The following is a 20,165-nucleotide window of genomic DNA, read 5'->3' as shown; positions in this document are numbered from 1 at the left end:
GCTGCCCCGCTTCGGTCGTGCCTGCTACCCGGGCCATGGTGCCGCGCTGGAGGGTCCCCACCGGGTGGCAAGGACGGGGTGACCCGAGCTGGGACCGCAACGACGGCAGGCGATTCGTCGTCGGGTCGGTCTCGTCGGTCCACCTGCGACGGACGTTGATCGGTCTGACCGAACGGCTGCCAGCCGTACCGGCGGCGGCCCGGCTGCGCGAGGACATCCGGTTGCGGTGACGCTGCGGGGTCGGCGAGCTCGAAGACCTGGCGGCCGGGACCGAGCGGGGGCGTGGTCCCTGGAGTGAGGACAGTGAGAACTATCTGTGCTAGATCGATTACCCATCGTAGAGCGAGCGAGTTAATCTATCCACTGTGGTCGATGTGGAAGTCGATGGATCAAGCGACGGGTCGCGAGGCCGAACGACGGTCAGGAGGCGACCGGGCCAGCCTTCCGATCCACTGGTCGGCCGGGACGGTGAACTGGCCCGCCTGCACCGAGCCATCGGAGGTCTCAGTGCGAGCGCCCACCTGGTGGAGGTCAGCGGAGACCCCGGCATCGGCAAGTCCCGACTGCTCACGGAGTTGGCGCAGCGATGTCGACAGCGGGGACTCCCGGTACTCACCGGGCGGGTTCCACCAGGCGGATCGGTCTTCCCGTTCGGCGCCCTTATCGACGCCCTGGACGACCGACTTCGGGGCTTGCGAGCGGACGCCCTGGCCCAGCTGCCGGCCCACGACGTCGATGTGTTGGCCGACATCTTCCCGAGCTTCCCGTACCGAACCGGTGACCACCCCTCGGCGTCGTGGGAGGTGCCGCGATTCCAGCGCTTCCGCGCCATCCGGTCGATGCTGGAGGTACTGGCCTCAACCGGACCCGTGGCGGTGATCCTCGACGATCTGCACCGCGCCGACGGGGACACCATCGATGCACTCTGCTACCTGATGCACTCGCCGCCTCGGGCCGCGGTCCTGCTGGCGTTCGGCTACCGGCCTCGGCAGACGCCGCCGAGGCTGCGGGGCGTCGCCGCCGGGGCGGGCGTCCCGGTGCTCCGGCTGCCGCTCGCGCCGCTGTCGCCTGTCGCCGTGCGGGCTCTGCTGGACACCTGTGTCTCTGACGCCGAGTGCGGCGACCTCTACCGGCGCAGCGGCGGCAACCCCCGCTACCTGCGCGCACTGCTCGACAGCGCGCGCTCGCCGACCGACGACACGGCGTCGGCGGGGGGCATCATGATCACCGGCGCCGGACCGGGCCCCAGGGCGGCCGGCCGCTCGTACTCGGCGGCGGAAACCGCTATCGCCGCCGAACTCGACGAGCTCTCCCCCCGCAGCAGACTCGCCGCGGCGGGAGCGGCGGTGCTCGGCGAGGTCTTCGATCTACCCATGGTGGGCATGGTCGCCGAACTAGCGCAGGACGTCGTCCGGCGGACGATCGACGAGTTGACCGCCGCCGACATCGTCCGACACGTGCCGGAGACGACCCGGTTCCGGTTCCGCCACCCCCTGGTGCACCAGGTGGTGTACCAGGTCAGCCAGCCCGGATGGCGGCTGGGGGCGCACGCCAGAGCCGCCGTCGCGCTGGCCGGCGCCCCGGACGGGGAAGTCGCCCTGGCACCCCACCTGGCGCTGGTCGCCACCCCCGACGACACCACCGCCCCCCGTACTCTGCGACGCGCCGCGACAGCAGTCGAGCGCGATGCACCGCAGACGGCCGCCCGCTGGCGTCAGGCGGCGCTGCGACTCGCCTCGGTCGCCGACGGTGCACCGGCCGACCAGCACACGCTCCTGCTCCAGGTCGCCACGGACTGCGCCGCCGCCGGACGACCCCGGCACGCCCGGGACCTGCTGCTGACCGCACTACAACAGCCGGCCGTGCTGCCGTCTGCCGAGCGGGCTGCAATGGTCGTGCGCTGCGTACGGCTGTGTTGGTCGCTCGGCGACCCTGGACCGGGCCGCGACCTGCTCGCCGACCTGGCTACGTCGACGACAGGGGCGTCGAAGCCGGCCAGGGTGAACCTGCTGATCGACACGGCGTTCCTGGAACTCGCCGACGGATCGGCGTCGGCGGCCCGCGCGTGCGCAGTCACCGCGCTGTATCTGGCCGACGCGGGCCCAGCGGGATCGGTGGACCGGATCCGTATCCAGGCGGTGCTCGCCGCCGCCGACGGGCTGACAGGCGACATCGAGTCGGTGGCGGCGATCCTGGCCGAGGTGGTGCCGCTGTTGGACACGATGAACGATGCGCAGGTGGTGGCCCACGCCGACGCGGTGTACTGGATCGGCTGGAGCGAGCTGGTGCTGGAGCGCTACCCGGAGGCGCTACGACACCTGGAACGGGTGACCGCCGGCCCGACGGCACGGGCACCGGGGGACGCAGCCTGGCCGACACCCGACCCACTGGCGATGTGTGACGCGCTGCTGGGGCGTACCTGGATCCTGTCCAACACCGGTCGGCACACCGCGGCCGTCGGTGTCGCCGCCACCGTCGCGGACGTCGCCTACCGTTCCGGCAGCCCCCACCTGCTGCAGCGGGCGGCGATCCTGCGTCGCTGGGTCGCCCTGGGCGCGTCCGGGCCGTGGTCCGACCCGGACGCCGACGCAGTACCGGCCGGCGCGCCGCCGGCGACCACGGGTTCGCCGACCGCAGACCGGTGGTGTGCCGGCGTGGGTTGTTCGACCGGCGCGTCGGGTGGATGTGAGGACCTGCCCGACGCCCAGGCGGTTGTCACCTCCGGCGGCTGGTCGGCGGTGCTCACCCGGCTGATGCTCGCCGAGCTGCGCCTCGCCGGCGGTGATCCCCAGGGCTGCCTGGACCTGCTGACCGCCGCACCCGCGCTGAACGCACTGTCCCGGGTCGACCCGAGCACCCGCATGGCCTACCAGGAGCTGGTGGTACGGGCCGCGTCGGCCGCCGGCGACGTCGGCGCGGTCGCCGAGCTCGTTGCCGGCGACGTCGCCGCGTCCGTCGGTGCCGAGGTCGGCGTGACCGCCCCGCCGCTGACCGGGGGCCGGGGCCCGGCCGCCACCGGACAGGCCGTCCGCGCCGCGGCCTGGCCACGTGGGCTGGTCGGTCTCGCGCTGCTCATCCGGGCGCGGCTGCTCATCGCCAAGGAGCCTGCTGCCGGCGTCGAGGTGGCCGTCGCCGCCGGTACTGAACTGGCCGCCGCCGGTCTGACCCCGGCGGCGGAGCGGGCCCGCGCCCTCACCCGTCCCGTCGCTCGCCAGGGCGGCCGGCACGGCGGCGCGTCGGGGTTCCGGCCGGGGAACGACCTCGCATCGTCGGCCCGGTTGACCCGCCGGGAGCAGCAGGTCGCCGAGCTGGTCCGCGAGGGTATGACCAACCGGGAGATCGCCGCTGTACTGGTGGTCACCGAGAAGACGGTCGAGATGCACCTGTCCCATGTGTTCGCCAAGCTCGGGGTCCGCAACCGGGTACGGCTGGCCCGACGCCTCGACCCGACGACACCCGGTGCAGCGTCGTCCGCCGCACTGCCGGATACGGCGTACGGGGCAACCGGAGAGTGAGACGCGCCGGTCACCAGCTGGCGGCCACTGCCGCCACCATGCCGTCGGTGTGCGTGATCGAGACGGTCAGCCCGGTGACTCCCATCCGGGCGGCCACCCGGGCCGCCGCCCCGTGCAGGGTGACCTGTGGCGAACCACCGCAGGCCCGGCCCACCGCGATGTCGTGCGGTGCCACCCCCTCGAACAGGCCCGTCCCGAGAACCTTGAACACGGCCTCCTTCGCCGCGAACCGGCCGGCGAGGAACTCACGTCGCCGCCGGGGGGCCAGCGTCGCCGCGTACTCGATCTCGACGGCGGCGAAGGCGTACCGGGTGAACCAGGCACGCTCGCACAACCGGTCGAGTGTGTCGACCCGCAACAGGTCGATCCCGAGCCGCATCAGCCGACGCCCTCGGCCTCGACGCCCCCGGCGAAGCGCCCCTTGAGCAACCCCTGGAAGACCGACAACAGATGTACGTTGCCAGCCCCCTCCATGAACTCGAAGGCCCGTACGTCCCGGTAGACCTTCTCCAGCCAGGGATCGTCGAGCAGCGACGCCGGCCCCAGTAGTTCGGCGGCGAGCAGGGTGGCGTCCTCGGCGACCCGGGCGGCGCCGGCCTTCGCCGCGGCGATCCGGTGTGGGTCCACCCGGCCGGCGTCGATGTCGGCGGCCGTCCGGTGGTTGAGCCGGCGGATCGCGGCGATCCGGTCCTCGACCGCCGACAACCGGTCGCCGCGCAGCCCCTGCCCGCGCAGATGGTCGCAGACCGCCTGGGCGCAGCCCAGCGCCATGGCGGCGATCCCGGGCCGGGCACGGTAGAACACCTGGCGGGCTCCGTGCAGGCCACGCTGGGTGGGCCGCAGATGCTGACCCAGCAGGTCCCGGTGGGGCACCCGGACGTCCTCGAAGCGCATCCGGCTGATCCGGGCGCCGCGCAGACCGACCGACGGCAGCAACTCGGCGCTGAATCCGGGGGACGAGGCGTCCAGGAGCACCGCCTCGATGCCCCACGGGCCGGGGGCCCGGCGGCAGAACACCAGTCCGACCTGTGCCCGGGCGCCGTTGCCCACGTAGTACTTCTCGCCGGTGAGCAGCCAGCCGTCTCCGTCGGGGGCCGGCCGCAGCGTGGTCGTCAGCTCCGTCGCGGCCGAGCCCTTGGTCGGCTCGGTGACCGCGAAGAACGTGTGGTCCGGCTGCGCGGCGAACCTGCTGAACCACCGGTCGGTCTGCTCCGGATCGGCGAGGGCGTGGATGGCGTCGCTGGACAGCGCCGGCCCCGGGCTGGCGAGCAGCACGTTCGGGTCGGCGTAGGAGAACCGTTCCCAGACGACGGCCTGCGCCAGCGACGTTCCGAGCAGCGGGGCGAGCTGTGGCGGCACATCCAGCTGGGGCCAGTACCGGCGGGGGATGGAGAAGAAGCGGTAGAGCAGCACGCCGGGTAGGTCGAAGTAGCTGTCGATGGCATCCGGATCCTGGTCGAGTAGTTCGCCGACCTTGCGGAACTCGCCCGACACCGACCAGCAGTACCGGTCGAGCTCCAGCATCCGATCGTCGAGCAGATCCGACCCGGACGGCGGCCTGCCGTGACTGACCTCAGTCATCGTCCTGTCCCCTTCCTGGATGCAGATAGACGTTGCCGACGACCTCGGTGAGGTGCAGGTCCCCCGCCGGCCCGTCCACGAGGAAACCGCTGGCCCCGAGCAGCCGCAGCAGGTCCCGACCGACTCCGACCAGCCGGCGGTGGGTGCGCCACCGGGCGGCCGCGTCGTCGTCGCGCCGAGGTCCCGGCGTCGCCCCGACCTCGGCGAGCCTGATCGCCACCTCGGCGAGCTGCGCCTGGACAAGTTGTCTGGCCAGCAGGGTGACCCCGTCTGATTCCCGGGCGCCGAGATGACGCAGGGTGTGCCGAAGAACCTCGTGCAGCAGCCGACGGTGCAGGTCGAGCAGGCCCACGGCGAACTCCTCGGCCACCGCCGGTGCGATCGTCGTCGGTCGACCCCTCCCGCCGCCCCCGGGTGTCGGGTGTGGCGGTGCCGACGCCGCGTCACGGGTGGCGGCGGGCAGCACCGCGATACCGAACCGGGCCAGCGGACCGGGAGGAGCGGTGGGCAGCGCCGCCGTGGAGGCCAGCACGTGCCCGGTCGGGGACGGCACCAGCCCGGCGGGAGAGACCCGCTGGTGCAGGTCGTCCAAGGCGTCGGCGAACCACCGCGCCGGGGGAGGGGGTTGCGCGGTGTCCGGCGCGCCGGGGGGGACCCTGGTGGGTGTCATGGCGTCTGCTCTCGGGCCGATGCGGACGTGGGTGCGGCGGCGGGACGTGCTGGTGCGCCGGTCGCCGTTTGCGGTGCGCCGGGCGCGACTGCCCCGGTGGTGGACCGCCGGCGCAGCAGGGCGGTCTGGCTCCGGCCGGTACGCGGGTCGGTGTCACAGAGCACCAGCGTCCGGTACGTGGTGGCCCAGGTCCGGTGGGACCGGGCCAGCTCCAACCAGACGCCGGTGCAGTAACTGCCGGGGGCGACCCGATGGGTCGGCACCCCCGTGGCGGCCAGCATGTCCGCGTCGACCCACGGGCCTGCCACCACCAGCGTCGAGTCGGGGTCGCACCGGGCGGTCACCGACCCCAGTAGCGGCCCCAGTCCGCGCGTGGTGGACGTAGGCCCGGTCGCGACGAACTCGTACCCGCCACCGCAGTCGCCGAAGAGGAACAGGGCGGCCGTGTTCGCCAGCCGGTTGTCCGCCACGAAGGAATCGTGGTACGGCAGGCTGTTCTGCTCGCACACGAAGAGCGCGAGACTGCCGCAACGCCCCGACCGGGCGTACGCATCCGCGATCTTCAGCGCCGTGTACGGCGCGCGCAGACCCTGCTCGGAGATGGCGAAGCTGTGGCTGCGATCGCCGAGCAGGTGGTTGACGTACGGGGTGACGTGCTTCAGCGACGACGGATCAGGAATGCCGTAGGCGAAGATCAACAGGTCCGGACCGCTGATCGGAAGCTCCCGCACCAGGTTCTCGGCCAACTCGGTGAACCCGACGTTCGCCGCCCGTGCCAACCGGGCCGGGTCCGGCCGCACCCCGAACGGGCCCAGGATGTCCCGCTGGATAGCGTCGCGGTCGTCGTCCGGAACCGGCGGCAGCCGGTCACCGCGCACCAGCGCGGTGGCCGAGGTGAGGGACAGCGGCATGGTCACTCCCGCTCAGGCACGTTCGTCCAGGTTCACGATCACGTAGTCGGCGACGGTGCCGATGGTCTTGAAATCGGCGATCTCCAGCCGCTCCGGGTCGACCTCGATACCGACGCCGTCCTCCAGCGCCATCAGCAGTTCCAGGACGGAGGTCGAGTCCACGTGCAGATCCTCGAAGAGCCTCGTCTCCTCGGGGAGTCCGGCGACCGGGCGTTGCAACACGTCACTGAGCGCCTGCTCGATCTGAGAGACGATCTTGCTGCGGTCCATCGGGTGGTCCTCTCGGGTAGCCGGCCGGCACGGCCGGGTGAACTGTCGGATCGGGGAAGCGGCTGCTCGATGTCGGGCGGGGGCGGTACGGCCGGTCTGAACGCGACGGGACGCGACCGGCCGACGTGGCAGGCGGTTCAGAAAGTGGCGAGGGGGATCAGGTGCTGCGGCCGGAGCAGGTCGTCGACGGTGTCCCGGCTGCGCACCAGGTGGCCGACCCCGTCCAGCACGAGCACCTCGGCCGGGTGCCCGTGGCTGAGGAAGAGCACCGGTGAGGCGCTGGGTCCGTACGCGCCGGAACGGCTGACGCCGAGCAGGTCGCCGGGACGCACCTCGGGCAGTGGGACCCGCTTGGCGATCACGTCGTTGGGGGTGCAGAGCGGGCCGGTGACGGTGTAGACGTCCGCCGGCGGCGCGTCCGCCCGGGTCAGCGACCCGATGGGGAAGTTCCGCTTGACGAAGCTGCCGATGCCGACCGCCGCCATGTGGTGATTGGTGCCGCCATCGGCGACCACGAACCACTCGCCCCGGGACTGCTTGACGTAGCGGGCCCGCAGCACGTACGTCCCGGACCAGCCGACCAGGTATCGACCGAGTTCGGTGACGATCCGGGTGCCCGGGTACCGGTCCAGGAACTCGGACACCGCCCGGTTCACCCCGTCGACGGTGGCAGCCACGTCGAGGTCGCTCTCGTTGTCGAAGTACGGCACCCCCCAGCCGCCCCCGATGTCCACCGTCTGAAGCGGTATACCGAGTTCCCCGGCGAGGGTCGCAGCCACCCGCAGCACACCCGTGGTGTTGTGGACGACGGTCGCCGCGTCGAGGATCCGGGTGCCCAGGTAGGCGTGGACGCCGATGATCCGTACCCGGCTGAGCGCGCTGATCGCGGCCTTGGCGCCGTGCAGGATCTCCTCGTCGATGCCGAACTGACGGGGCTTGCCCCCCATCGACAACCGTGACCCGTGCGACTCGAACGTCGGGTTGACCCGCAGGATCGCCCGGGTGCCGGCGGCCTCCGGCAACGCGTCCAGGGCGGCCAGCTCGGCGAGGGACTCCACGACCACCGCGTGCATCCCGCCCTCGGCGCAGCAGGCGAGCAGTTCCTCACCGGACTTGCCCGGCCCGAGGAAGATGAGGTCGTCGGGGTCGACCCCGGCCCGCCGGGCGGTGACCAGCTCGGCCAGGGAGGAGACCTCCAGTCCTGCGCCGAGCGACCGAAACAACGCGCAGACGCTGACGTTGGGGTTGGCCTTCAGCGAGTAGAAGATGTCGATCCGCGGGTCCAGGGCGGCGCGCAACTGTTCGTACCGGCGGCGCAGATGGTCGCCGTCGTACACGTACAGCGGGGTGCCGTGCCGCTCGGCCAGTTCGGCGAGCAGGGCGGGATCGGAGGCGAACTTGTCGGCGACCCCGACGGTGTCCGCCGGTTCGGGTCGTCCGGTCACGGGGAGACCTCCCGGCTGAAGAGGGGGCGGGTGGCGCTGAGTCGGCCGAGCGACGCGCGTACGGCATCGTCCAGGGCGGTCAAACGGTCGGTGTCCGTGGCCACGAGCAGGGCGTACAACCGGCCGTTGAACGGTGGCGGCCGGTCGGCGTCGGCGTTGACGGTGCCGAAGCAGGTGATGACGATCCGGTCGGGCCCGGACGACCCGACCAGGGCGGCGAGGCTCCGGTCGATCTCGGCGAACGACACGGCGGCGGTGAGGCTCAGCGGATACTGCCGGGCCAGCGCAACCTGACCGGGCCCCTGACACAGCTCGGTCAGGCTGCCCTGGTAGGTCGACATGTTGAGTCGGGCGTTGATCTCCAGCACCGGATAGACCACGCCGTCGGGGTCCACGATGGCGTCCACCCCGACGACACCGACATATCCGTCGTCGCGGAGCCGGACGCCGACCAGCTGTGCGGCGTGGTCGATCTCGGCATACTGGGCGTCGGTGAGCCCGGCCGGCATGATGTGCCCCTGGTGGACGCCGCCGTCGGTGAGCGCCCGTTTGACGAAGTCGAGCCGCACCGAGCCGTCCCGGGCCACGGTGACCTGATAGTTGAGGTCGTACCGTTTCGGTAGCCATTCCTCGACGACGACGTGCAGCCGGTCGTCGGCGGTGCGTTCGGCGCGTCGGCGCACCATCCGCAGGAGCCGGTCCGCCTTGCCGGGCGTGTCCAGGACCAGCAGCCCCTTGCCGGAGACACCGTAGGCGTCCTTGACGACGATCCGTCGGCCCGCCGCCAGCGCCGCGCGGTATCGGTCCAGCACGGAGGCCAACTCGTCGCACGTCTCGCACTCGTCGCCCGGAACGGCGCGCAGCCCGGCGGCGGCGGTCAGCCGCCGGCCGTAGATCTTCCCGTTGACCCGTTCGAAGACCGCCGCGTCCGGCACCGCCAGCGGTAGGCCGCAGCTCACCGCCAGCTTCTCCTCCAGATCGGTGGTGGCCATCGGCAGCAACCGGGCACCGGCGGCACCGAGCGTGGCGAGGCGAGCCAGCAGCGCCGGTGAGTCGAGCACGTCCTCGGTGGTGGAACGGTCGGCCGAGACGTTCTCCGGCACCGCGATCTCGGGTACCGGCAGGCCGATCCGGTCCAGGTAGGCCCGGTACGCCGGGTCCAGGGGGTACTTGCAGATGAGCAGGTCGTTGACGCCGGCGAGCAGCACCCCCAGTTCCTCCATCCGCCGGACCAGGTTCGTGCCGGCGGAGAAGTCCGCATTCGGTAGTCCGACGTGCTGGCGGGCCCAGCGGTGTTCGGCTTCGAAGTTGCAGACCAACACCAGTCGTCCGGTGGGCTCGCCGAGCAGGCGGTGTTTGAGCGAGCGGAGGTAACCGGTGTCCACGTCGTCCCCTCAGTACTCGATGACCATGGCGGCGTAGCTGGAACCGATCCCGACCGAGGTGAGCATGTACAACTCGCCGCTGCGCACCAGGCCCCGCTCCCGCATCGAGGCCAGGTTCAGGAAAGGGTCGGAGCAGTTGCAGTGCCCGTACCGGGGGATGTTGTCCAGAAAGATCCGTCGCCGGTCCAGGCCGACCTCCGCGCAGAGCCGCAACCAGAGCGAGGCGTTGACGTTGTGCGGGACCACCAGGTGGATGTCCGACAGGCTCAGTCCGGCGTAGCTGAGGGCGTCGGACATCGCGGCCCACAGGTGGGTGTTGTAGGTGTCGCCGAACCGGCGCAACTTCTCGGCGGACATCCGGAAACCGTCGGCGAATTCGCCCTCGGTGCGGGCCGCGTAGGAGAGCACCCGGCTGCCCGCACCGGGGACACCGTCGTCGGCGCGGGGAAAGCCGTCGGGGCCGCCCGGCGCGTCCAGGCCGACCAGAAAGGCCGTTGACGCCTCGCCGGTGACCGATACCTGCAGTACGTAGCGCAGCACGCTGTTGAATGCCTTCTCGCCGGTGACGACGAGGGCCTTCGCCGCCGGGTCGCCGTCGGCGCGGAGCAGTTCACCGGCGATGTCGATGGCGGCGAGCCCGCTGGCGCAGAACTGCTGGGTCACCGCGAACGCGTCGGCCCCGGCCAACCCGAGCCGTTCCCGCAGCTGATCGGCGACGAGCACGTGCGAGGGGGCCGGATCGGGCAGGGTGTGGGCGTAGAGCAGATAGCGCACGACGGCCGGATCAGGCAGCCCGCGCAGCGCCGCCGAGGCCGCCGGGACGAGCAGGTCGAACAGGTCGCCGTCGGGATCGGCCCGGACCTCTGCCAGACCGCGGATGCGGCGCAGCACCTTCGTCTGGTAACGGTTGAGCCCGCAGGCCGCCCCGATCTCCTCGATCGTCCAGGAGCGGACCGGGGTGAACGCCTCGACCCGGTGTAGGAGGGTGGCCGCCCGGGTGAGGTCAGGCGGCGGGGGGATCGCCCCACGCCGTTCCTCGTCCGGCGTACGGTCGACGGCATCGGCCGGCGGGACGTCCCCCCGCGGCGCGGCGGACCGGTCGCCGTCCGCCGGCCGGGCCGTCGAGGCGGGGCCCGACCGGACGAGGGTCGGTCGTGGCGTACGGGAGTAGGTCTCGGCCACTCGTTCCTCCCGGTTCGGGGGCGGCCCGCCCGGGCGGCGTCGACGAGGCGGTGCACCGTTGGCGCGCAGGTACGGATCGGACCATGGACCGAAACTCCCCAGGGGGACTGCCCATCGGGCCGGCAGCGCGGGCACCGGTCACACCGCAGACCATAGGCAGACCCGAAAGCTGCGGTGAACTGGGGGAAACCCCTGAATTCTTTTGATGAGCGTCTATTCATAAGGTAGGGAATCCCCGAAGTGACTATCGAGCTGGGTGAACCTACCGTGACCGTCAGGCACCACCCGGCGATCGGCCCGTAGCGACGGTCTCGCGGGTCGGCCACGTTGCACGACATCGAGTGGCGGTCTGCTGGAGGAGAAGAACGATGGGAATTCGACCTATCGACCTGGTACCGCCTCCCGACGACGCACCCCCTGCGGTCACCCTGACCCGGGCCGACGAGCTGACCGTCCGGTTCACCGGCGACCGGGAGGGCACCGGACCGATCACCCTCGGCCAAGCGAACATGCTCGGCTGGATCGCCAAGGAGAAGCCGTACGGGCGATTCGCGGCCGGCCCGTTGGAGCTGCCCCCTGGTGCCTCGATGGCCGACGTGACGGCGGCCGTCGCGGCGCTGCTGACCCGGCACGAGGCGCTACGCACCCTCTTCCCCGGCGACGGGCGGACCCAGCGGGTGCTGCGCTGCGGCGAGCTGACCGTCGAGGTGTTCACCGCCGACGCCGACGCCGAGCCACAGGTGCTGGTGAACGAGCTGATCCGGATCCTGCGTGCGGACGAGTTCGACCTGACAGTGCAGTTGCCGATCCGGGTCGCGGTGACCGCGGTGGACGGCGTACCCACCGCCGCGGCCGTCGTCTACTCGCACGTCGTGGTGGATCTGCCCAGCATGGTGATGCTGGGCAGGCAGTTCACCGAACTCGCCGCCGACCCCACCCGTCGACAGGTCGGCCGGCAGGGCGACCAACCCCTCGACCAGGCGGCCGCCGAACGGTCCGAGCGGGGCCGACGTCGGGCCGAGGAAGCACTGCGTTACTGGGAAAGAACCCTCACCACCATCCCGCAGAACCTGTACGCGGTGCCGCCCGCACCCCAGGGGCCGGGCGGATCGTCGTCCTCCTGGCTCTGGTCGCGCGCCGCCGCCCTGGCCCTGCCGCACATCGCCGCCCGCACCGGTGCGAGCACGTCGATGGCGGTGCTGGCCGCCGTCTGCGCGGTGCTGAGACAACGCACCGGCCACCGCCTGATCGTCATGCCGACCCTGTGCAGCAACCGGTACGAGCGCCGACTGCACGACTACGTCGGCCCGTTGGCCACCGACAGCCTGGTGTCGGTGGAGGTTGGCTGCGCAGGCTTCGACGAACTCGTCGGCCGGGCCGGCACCGCCGTACTGCGAGCCAACCGCTATCCGGCCGGCCGACCGGAGGACATGACACGACTGACGGACCGGATCAGCGACGAGCGGGGCATCCACATCGCCCGGCTCTGCACCTTCAACGACTCCAGCGCCGCCATGGGACCCGAGAAACGACCCCCAGGCCCGGCCGACCCGACGGAAGCGGACGCCGCCGAGGCCCACCGGGCCATGCACGAGACGACGGTCGTGTCACGGCCCTGGGGGGAGATCCGCACGCTGCTGGCCTTCCGCCTGCTGGACAAGCAGGGACAGCTGATCCTGGGCCTGCTGACCGCCGACCGGCACAGGATCACCGACGTCGACAGCGAACTGCTGCTACGGGGAGTGGAACGGCTGCTCGTCGAGGCAGCTGCGGGTGACGTGCCGCTCGACCGTCTCGACGAGGTGACCGGGGTGACACCGCTGTCCCGCGACGCGGACTGGCGACTGGTCGACTCCAGCTGGATCCAGCTCTCCCAGACGCAACGCCTGCTCGACGACGCACTGCCCACCGCCGGCGTCCGGGTGTTCGCCGTACCGGACGACCAGGGCCGGACGGAACTGGTGGCGTACCTGGCGGACGGGACCCCCGTCACGCCGCGCCAGGCTCACCTGGCCTGCCTGGAACGCCTGCCGGGCCGGGACACGGCGATGGCACCGCGACGGTATGTGATCTGCGCGAGGGCGCCGGAGGACCCGACCGACCTGTCGGCATGGCAGCGCATGGAGGTGCTGCACGTAGGGGACGGACGGCAGGGAACGCCGCAGTGAGCGCCACGGATGCGATCGTGCTGTCCGGGCTGCGCAAGTCGTACCACGGGCGGCCCGCGGTGGCCGGGGTCGAGTTCACCGTCCACCGGGGTGAGGTGTTCGCTCTACTCGGGCCGAACGGGGCCGGCAAGACCACCACCGTCGAGATCCTGGCGGGACACCGCCGTCGCGACGCCGGCACGGTGTCCGTGCTCGGTGTCGATCCCGCCGACGGCGGACCGGCATGGCGGGCCCGGATCGGTGTCGTCCTGCAACGCGCCGACGACCTGACCTACTCCAACGTCCTGTCGGTGCGCGACTGGGTCCGGTCGGTCGCCGCCTACTACCCGACGCCCCGTTCCCCCGACGAGGTGATCGAGCTGGTGGGCCTGGCCGACCAGTCCCGGGTCCGCGCCGCCGCACTCTCCGGTGGGCAACGCCGCCGGCTCGACGTGGCGCTCGGCATCGTCGGCCGCCCCGAGTTGCTCTTCCTCGACGAGCCCACCACCGGCTTCGACCCGGAGGCCCGGGTCCGCTTCTGGTCGCTGCTGGCGCAGCTCGCCCGGGACGGCACCACGATCCTGCTCACCACGCACTACCTGGATGAGGCCGAACGCCTCGCCGACCGGGTCGCGGTGATGACCGGGGGACGGATCGTCGCGATCGCCACACCGCAGACCCTCGGCGGGCGGGCCGCAGCCACCGCCACGGTGCGGTGGACCGGCCCGGACGGAACACAAACCCTGCGTACCGAGAATCCGACTGCGGTCGTGCGGGAACTCGCCGACCGGTTCGGAGGCGTCGTTCCGGAGCTGGTGGTGCACCGGCCCAGCCTGGAGGACACCTACCTGGAGATGATCGGGCAGTCGTCGTCGGACTCCGCGTCGCCACCGGTGACCGGCGGTCCGGCATGACCGCCCTCAGCGAGGAAGGTGCCCGTCCGACCACCGGACCGCCTGACCCGGCAGCGCCGGCCGGACCGGCCCCCCGGCTGCCGGGACTGGTCCGGGTAGCGGCCGCCCGTACCCGCCTGGAGTTCCTCTCCTTCGTGCGCGAGCGCTCGGCGATGGTCTTCACCTTCGTCTTCCCGCTCGCCCTGCTGGTCATCTTCGGCTCGGCGTTACACGGGCAGCCCGTCGCGGCGGGCGTGGACTACGAGCAGTACTTCGTCGCCGGGATGATCGCCTCCGGCATGTTCGGGTGCAGCTTCCAGAACCTCGCCATCGTGATCCCGCTCGAACGGGACATCGGCGGCCTGAAACGGCTCGCCGGCACGCCCATGCCCAAGTCGGCGTACTTCGCCGGCAAGATCATGATGGTGGCGTTCACCGCATCGGTGCAGACCGTCCTGCTGATCGTCATCGGCGTGCTCTTCTACGATCTGACCCTGCCCAAGACCGTCGGTCCCTGGTTGACCTTCCTCTGGGTGGCCGGGCTCGGCACGATCGCCTGCACCCTGCTCGGTATCGGCGTCGCCGGAATCGTGAAGAACGGCCGGACCGCTCCGGCGGTCGTGTCGCCACTGGCGACCGTGCTCCAGTTCGTCTCCGGGGTGTTCTTCGTCTTCGCCACCCTGCCGAGCTGGATGCAGGGCATCGGCGCCCTCTTCCCGCTGAAGTGGATGACGCAGGGGATGCGATCGGTCTTCCTGCCCGACTCGTTCGCCGCCCACGAGGTCGCCGGGAGCTGGGAACACGGCCGGATCGCGCTGGTGCTCGGCGGCTGGTGCCTGGTCGGCCTCTTTGTCGCGGTACGCACCTTCCGCTGGCGCAACCGCGCCGACGGCTGACCCACCAGGTGGGTGTGAGGAGATGAGATGACTGATCACCGGCGGACGGTCGTGCTCGGCTACAGCGGGCTGCACGGCTCGGCAGAGCTGAAGCGGTCCTACTTCCCGGGCCTCGACGAGCGGGAAGCACGCCTGTTCCAGGGCCTGGATTCCGCCGCCGCCCTGGTCGTCGACGGTGAGCTGGTCGCGGCCGTGCAGCAGGAGCGGTACTCGGGGATCAAGTTCGACCACGCCTTTCCGGCCGACGCGATGGTGAGCTGCCTGACCATGGCCGGACTGGACTTCACCGACGTCGACGCGGTGGCGCACAACTTCGACCACTCCCACGTGCGGGTCTTTGCCCAAGGGGAGGAATACGCGCGACGTCGCTATCAGGAGATCCTCGACCCGGCCCGGCAGACCGAGCTGCTGCACCGGTTCATGCCCCGCCTGGCCCGGCACCGGGTGACTCCGGTGGCCCACCACCGGGCGCACGCGCTCACCGCCGCCATTCCGTCCGGATTCGACGAAGCGTTGGTCGTGGTCGTCGACGGAATGGGGGAGTTGCACGCGATCACCGTGTACAGCTGGCGCAACGGGCAACTGGTCCGCCTTGCCGCCCTGGACTACCGGGCCAGCCTCGGCCTCTGCTATGCGCTGTTCACCATGCACCTGGGCTACGGGCCCAACAGCGACGAGTACAAGGTGATGGCGCTCGCCGCGATGGGCGATCCGGCGCGGTACCGCGCGGTGCTGGCCGACGCGGTGCGGTGCCTACCGGACGGCCGGCTGGACGTGCCGCTGCTGCGGCTCAACCGGACGCCGTGGGCCCGGGAGACCTTCGCGACCTCCCGCGACTGGCTGACCGAGCGGGCCTGCCCGCAGCGCCGGGCCGGCGAGGAACTCACCCAGGAGCACATCGACCTGGCCAGCGCGGCCCAGGAGCGGGTGGAACAGGCGCTGACCCATCTGCTGTCGTACTGGGTGGGGCGCACCGGGCTGCGGCGGGTGGCGTTCGCCGGCGGGGTGGCGCTGAACTGCGTCGCGATCGGCAAGCTGGCCGCCTCCGGGCTGGTTGATGCCGTGTACGTGCAACCCGCGGCGGGTGACGAGGGAACAGCGGTCGGTGCTGCGCTCGCCGTGTCCGGTCCGGCGGTGTCCGGCGTCCGCTACCCGACGATGACCTACCTCGGCCCGGACGTCGACGAGGACGGGCCCCCGGCCGACCAGCCGTACTGGTCGGTGTCGGTGGCGGAGGGCGTCGCCGAGACGGTGGTCGCCCGGCTGCTGACGGAGGGCCGGATCGTCGGCTGGGCCCAGGGCCGGCTGGAGTTCGGCCCACGAGCGCTGGGCAACCGGAGCATCCTGGCGGACCCGCGGGACCGTGGCGCTCGGGACCGGGTTAACGCCGCGGTGAAGTTCCGGGAGGAGTTTCGTCCGCTCGCGCCGGCGGTGATGGCGGAGCGGGCCGACGACTGGTTCGTCGTGCCACCCGGTACGAACATGCGGCACATGACGGTGGCGGTGCCGGTGCGGCCGGGGATGGCGGAACGGATCGCCGCGGTGGTGCACGACGACGGCACCGCCCGGGTGCAGGCCGTGCACCGGGCGGACAATCCACGCTTCTGGCGGATCCTGGACGAGTTCGAGCGGCTGACGGGGACACCCGTGCTGATGAACACCTCGCTGAACGTCAAGGGCCAGCCCACGGCGCGGGCGGGCGCGGAGGCATTCCGCACCTTCGCCTCATCCAGCTTGGATGTCCTGGTGCTCGGTGATCGGCTCTACGCCAAGCCCGAGGCGGTGCCGGCGGTCGAGCGTGCGCTGACCGACGCCGAGCGGCGTACCGTGCTCGGCGTCAGATCGGTGTAGCCCGCTCCAGGGTGTCATTACGTCCGCCGGCCCGGTGATCATTGCGCCTTCAGCCGACAGGGATTCACGCCGGGCGCGCCGATCTCCGTCAGGGGGACGTGGTGCCCGGTGACCCGCTGGTGCCGTTCACCATGCACCCGGTCCCCGCACCCGGGGACGGCGAGACCCATGGCTGACTTCGGGCCGCCCGAGGACCCGACTGGCGGAAAGGCGTACACGTCGAAGGCGAAACGAACCTGTCCACGTCAGTGCGGCACAGCGGGGATGGTCCACACCACCATGAGGAACAGCGGTGTGGCGGCGAGGGTCCCGCGGATGACGGGCCAGCTGATCTGGCCCCTCCTGCTCGGAAAGCTCGGAAAGAGCCAGAGCAGGATCAGACCGGTGATCAGAGGGACGAGCAGTAACGGCATCCCGACGGTGAACCCGAAGATCACCATTTCCACCCACGGTGACTCGTCATGGCCCACCCGTTCGTGAGATTGCCGGCTCAGTACGACGATGTAGGCGGCGACCACCAGCAGGTGCCAGCCGAGCAGGACCATGAGCGGGGGGACCGGATCCCGTTTGACGGTGTCATGTGTGTCGATCTCTTGCACGTGGTTCCTCCCCGGAGAGCAGCCCATCGTCACCGCTCTATCACTAGCAGTGGAACCCGAGCTGATCCAGCCCGCTGACAGGTCTCCACCGTCGACCACGCTCCAACAGATTGATTCAACTCAATTGATGGGCGAGAATGGCGGGATCAGGGGCCGTCATCGCCCGTCTTCCTCGTCCGGTCGGGAGGAGGTGTCGAGCATGGAGCGCTACGAGGACCTCGAAGGAACCGCCGTCGGTCTGATCAACGCCGTCATCAACTGACGTCGCCGGTCACCAACCGGGCGGGCACGGGCTGTCCCATCGTCGCGTGTCCGCCCCTAGGACCGAACCAACCGACCGGGCGGGAGGACAGGGTTGGCCGACCTCACCTGGCGGGACCCGGCGGCATCGCCGCTGCGCCCGCTCATCGACCTGACCGCCGATCCCACGGTCCCGCCGTCCCTGGTCGCGGAGACGGCACTGTTCTGCGCCGACCGGGAAGACCCCTGCGGCTGGCTGCCCGTCCACGCGCCCCCTGCCGACCTGCGCCGCACGATGTGCCGCGCCGGCCTGCTCGACGCCACGGACCCACTCGTCGTCCCGCCCGGGGTGGCGCAACGGCTCACGACCGAGGACCCCGCCGGCCTGCTGTGGGCGGCCCGACTGATGCGCGCGCTGGGCCGCCGGGAGGACGCCGCGACCCTGCTGCGCCGCATCGGTTCCGACGCGCCGCCCCCGGTGTACGCCTGGCGTGCCCTCCTGCTCGCCGGGGACGGCCGGCAACCACTGCCCCCGGTGCCACCCGAGGCGGCGGGCCTGCCGGTCCGCCTCACCACCGCCCTCGCCCACGCCCGGTCCGCTGTGACCCACGGGCAACCGGCCACCGAATCGCTCACCACCGCGGAGTCCCTGGCCGCCGCCCTGACCGGCGACCGGATCGGGGTGATCGCCCGGGCCCGGGTCCTCGCCGCGCGGCTACGCTCCCCGGCCGAGCCGGTGCCGGACGCCGACACGGTCCGCGCCGTCGTCCACGACCTGGGAACGGACCGGACCGACTTCCTCGCCCGCGACGCCGCACTGGCGCTGCTGCGGGCCGCCACCCGGGCCGCCCTGAACGGCACCGGCGTCGGGTCGGCGTACGAGTTCGCCAGTGCCGCCCTGGACCTCGATCCCACCGGCGCGGCGACCCGGCTCCTCGCGGCGGACGCGGCCCGGGCGGCGGGCGACCGGGAGGCGGCCCTTACCCACTACCGGGTGGCCGTCCGCACCGGCCTGGCCGAGCGGACCGCCGCGCTGGCCGGACTGCTCGACCTGGCGACCCCCACCGCGCCCGGCGCGGACAACGGGCCCACCGGCGGGTTGGCTCCGGCAGCGGACACCGGCGAGCTGGTCGGGGCGCTGGCCGACCTGCTCGCCACGGATCGCCGCGCCGAACGGGACCGGTCGGCGGTGCTCGTCGCGCGACGCCCGGCGTTGGACGGCACGGCCTGCGCCGACGCGGTGCGGTGGGCGGTCGCGGCGCAGGCTGACCCGGCGGTCGGGGCGCGTCCGCTTCCGCTGGAGCGCTACCGGCCGTTCCTCGATCTGCATCCGAGCGCGATCCTCGACCCGGCCGACACCCCGCCGGTCGCGATCCACACACCACTGATGTCGTACGCCGCCGTGCTGGAGCGTCGCGAGCCCTGGTTCCGGGAGATCCACCCGCAACGGGCCACGGCCGCCATGTTCCGCGACGAACTGCAGGCGACAGCGGCGGTGTACGGGTACGCCTCCGATGCCGCCTCGGCCGACTACGCGACGTGGCTGGCGGCACCGGACGGCTGCCCGCCCGGGGTGCGGGACCGGCTGGCCAACGTGTCGGACCTGCCGCTGCTGGACCGGGCGTTGCTGGGCCGGCTGCTGTCCGCGCTGGGTTTCCACGCCGAGGCCAAGCGGATCCTCCCCGGGCCGGACGTGCCGGTACGCGACCCCGAGAGCGCGTACGCGCTGGCCAGCTGGATCTTCGCCGAGCAGATGCTCACCACGGGGCACGCGGCCGAGCTGGAGCCGCACTTCCGCACCCTGTACGACCAGCTCGGCGACGACGTCCGGTACGCCCGCACGCGGGTGGTCACCACCATCAACGCCACCGTCAACGCGGCCCGACGCCGGGAGCCCGACACCATCGCCCGGTGGCGCAAACTCGGCGAGGAGGACCTGGCCCGGTACACCGCACTGCCCGAGGTGTCGCAGTTCGACGCTGCGATCATGACCAGCAGATGGTTCCGGGCCATGGGATTCCTGCCGTTCCTCACCGGCGACCGTGACCTGCTGCGGGCGGACATGGACCGGTGGCTCGGCATCGCCCGGGAGCTGACCGGGCACGACGAACACACCCGGGTCATCGCCGCCGACAACTACTTCCCGGCCGTGGAGACCGCCGTGCGCACCCACACCCACCTCGGCGAACGCGACACCGCGCTGGCCCTGGTCGACGAGCTGGCGCAGCGGATCGACCCGATCGATCCGAAGACCTGGCTCACCGCGGGCGAACTGCGGTACCAGGCCGGCGACCACGACGGCGCGCTTGAGGCGTACCTGCGGGCCGCGCACCTGCAGTTCCCGTACGGCCGGATCTCCTGGTTCAACGCCGGCCAGGTGCACGAGCAGCTCGGCCGGGCGGACCTGGCCGCCGAGTGCTACCGCCGGTCGCTCGCGCACTGGCCGACCGGGGTGACGCCGCTGCGCCGGCTGCGTGACCTGCACCTGCGCGGCCTGCTGCCCGACGACGGGGGAGTGCTGGCGGCCTGGATCGCGGGCCAACCGGCGTGGCCGCAACTGCCCCCGTTCCCGGGGTGAGC

General features: G+C 71.8%; 17 protein-coding genes. 8 read left to right on the top strand and 9 right to left on the bottom strand.

The annotated features are described in order from the left end of the window. The first annotated feature begins 17 nt into the window (after window positions 1–17). Complete coding sequence (locus tag JQX11_RS12885; protein WP_204925211.1) at window positions 18–230, top strand: hypothetical protein; 213 nt, start codon at window positions 18–20, stop codon at window positions 228–230. Between the two features lie 135 nt (window positions 231–365). Further along, window positions 366–3,515 carry a helix-turn-helix transcriptional regulator gene (locus tag JQX11_RS12880; RefSeq protein WP_307826164.1) on the top strand — a complete coding sequence of 1,050 codons (3,150 nt, stop codon included), beginning with the start codon at window positions 366–368 and terminating at the stop codon, window positions 3,513–3,515. A 10-nt stretch (window positions 3,516–3,525) separates the two neighbouring features. Here the strand turns inward: JQX11_RS12880 and JQX11_RS12875 are convergent, their stop codons facing one another. From JQX11_RS12875 to JQX11_RS33395, 8 genes are all read right to left on the bottom strand, one after another. Continuing rightward, window positions 3,526–3,894 carry a holo-ACP synthase gene (locus tag JQX11_RS12875; RefSeq protein ID WP_204925209.1) on the bottom strand — a complete coding sequence of 123 codons (369 nt, stop codon included), beginning with the start codon at window positions 3,892–3,894 and terminating at the stop codon, window positions 3,526–3,528. Further along, window positions 3,894–5,096, bottom strand: a complete 1,203-nt coding sequence (locus JQX11_RS12870; RefSeq protein ID WP_204925208.1) for an acyl-CoA dehydrogenase family protein — start codon at window positions 5,094–5,096, stop codon at window positions 3,894–3,896. Before JQX11_RS12870 ends, JQX11_RS12875 begins: the two co-directional genes overlap by 1 nt. After that, window positions 5,089–5,766, bottom strand: a complete 678-nt coding sequence (locus tag JQX11_RS12865; protein WP_204925207.1) for an acyl-CoA dehydrogenase family protein — start codon at window positions 5,764–5,766, stop codon at window positions 5,089–5,091. Before JQX11_RS12865 ends, JQX11_RS12870 begins: the two co-directional genes overlap by 8 nt. Beyond that, a complete protein-coding gene (locus JQX11_RS12860; RefSeq protein ID WP_204925206.1) occupies window positions 5,763–6,677 on the bottom strand; it encodes a hypothetical protein in 915 nt (304 codons plus the stop codon). The genes JQX11_RS12865 and JQX11_RS12860 overlap by 4 nt, the downstream gene beginning before the upstream one ends. Window positions 6,678–6,689: 12 nt before the next feature. Further along, complete coding sequence (locus JQX11_RS12855; RefSeq protein ID WP_204925205.1) at window positions 6,690–6,947, bottom strand: acyl carrier protein; 258 nt, start codon at window positions 6,945–6,947, stop codon at window positions 6,690–6,692. Window positions 6,948–7,084: 137 nt separating this feature from the next. After that, the gene (locus tag JQX11_RS12850; RefSeq protein ID WP_307826163.1) at window positions 7,085–8,392 is read right to left on the bottom strand and encodes a type III PLP-dependent enzyme domain-containing protein; all 1,308 of its coding nucleotides are present in this window, start codon (window positions 8,390–8,392) and stop codon (window positions 7,085–7,087) included. Next, a complete protein-coding gene (locus tag JQX11_RS12845) occupies window positions 8,389–9,777 on the bottom strand; it encodes a preATP grasp domain-containing protein (protein WP_204925204.1) in 1,389 nt (462 codons plus the stop codon). The genes JQX11_RS12850 and JQX11_RS12845 overlap by 4 nt, the downstream gene beginning before the upstream one ends. 9 nt (window positions 9,778–9,786) lie before the next feature. Further along, complete coding sequence (locus JQX11_RS33395; protein ID WP_204925203.1) at window positions 9,787–10,959, bottom strand: 3-oxoacyl-[acyl-carrier-protein] synthase III C-terminal domain-containing protein; 1,173 nt, start codon at window positions 10,957–10,959, stop codon at window positions 9,787–9,789. Window positions 10,960–11,327: 368 nt separating this feature from the next. Here JQX11_RS33395 and JQX11_RS12835 point away from each other — a divergent pair, with 368 nt between their 5' ends. The 4 genes from JQX11_RS12835 to JQX11_RS12820 are packed head-to-tail and all read left to right on the top strand — an operon-like array spanning window position 11,328 to window position 16,746. Beyond that, complete coding sequence (locus tag JQX11_RS12835) at window positions 11,328–13,127, top strand: condensation domain-containing protein (protein WP_204925202.1); 1,800 nt, start codon at window positions 11,328–11,330, stop codon at window positions 13,125–13,127. After that, window positions 13,124–14,020, top strand: a complete 897-nt coding sequence (locus JQX11_RS12830) for an ABC transporter ATP-binding protein (protein ID WP_307826162.1) — start codon at window positions 13,124–13,126, stop codon at window positions 14,018–14,020. Before JQX11_RS12835 ends, JQX11_RS12830 begins: the two co-directional genes overlap by 4 nt. Continuing rightward, complete coding sequence (locus JQX11_RS12825) at window positions 14,017–14,895, top strand: ABC transporter permease (protein ID WP_204925200.1); 879 nt, start codon at window positions 14,017–14,019, stop codon at window positions 14,893–14,895. The genes JQX11_RS12830 and JQX11_RS12825 overlap by 4 nt, the downstream gene beginning before the upstream one ends. A 27-nt stretch (window positions 14,896–14,922) precedes the next feature. Continuing rightward, window positions 14,923–16,746 (top strand): carbamoyltransferase family protein, encoded by a 1,824-nt coding sequence (locus JQX11_RS12820; RefSeq protein WP_204925199.1) that lies wholly within the window; start codon window positions 14,923–14,925, stop codon window positions 16,744–16,746. Between the two features lie 245 nt (window positions 16,747–16,991). On the opposite strand, the gene JQX11_RS12815 is transcribed toward JQX11_RS12820, so the two are convergent. Next, window positions 16,992–17,345: a hypothetical protein gene (locus tag JQX11_RS12815; protein WP_204925198.1), complete on the bottom strand. Its 354-nt coding sequence runs from the start codon at window positions 17,343–17,345 to the stop codon at window positions 16,992–16,994. A gap of 49 nt (window positions 17,346–17,394) precedes the next feature. On the opposite strand from JQX11_RS12815, the gene JQX11_RS12810 reads away from it, so the two are divergent. Continuing rightward, the gene (locus tag JQX11_RS12810; RefSeq protein ID WP_204925197.1) at window positions 17,395–17,607 is read left to right on the top strand and encodes a hypothetical protein; all 213 of its coding nucleotides are present in this window, start codon (window positions 17,395–17,397) and stop codon (window positions 17,605–17,607) included. A gap of 93 nt (window positions 17,608–17,700) precedes the next feature. Further along, window positions 17,701–20,163, top strand: a complete 2,463-nt coding sequence (locus JQX11_RS33045; protein WP_204925196.1) for a tetratricopeptide repeat protein — start codon at window positions 17,701–17,703, stop codon at window positions 20,161–20,163. Window positions 20,164–20,165: the final 2 nt, after the last annotated feature.

This window comes from Micromonospora humida (assembly GCF_016901255.1).
Taxonomy (GTDB): Bacteria; Actinomycetota; Actinomycetes; order Mycobacteriales; family Micromonosporaceae; genus Micromonospora; species Micromonospora wenchangensis.
Note: the sequence above shows the minus strand (reverse complement) of the source record. Positions and strands in the feature narration are given on the sequence as shown.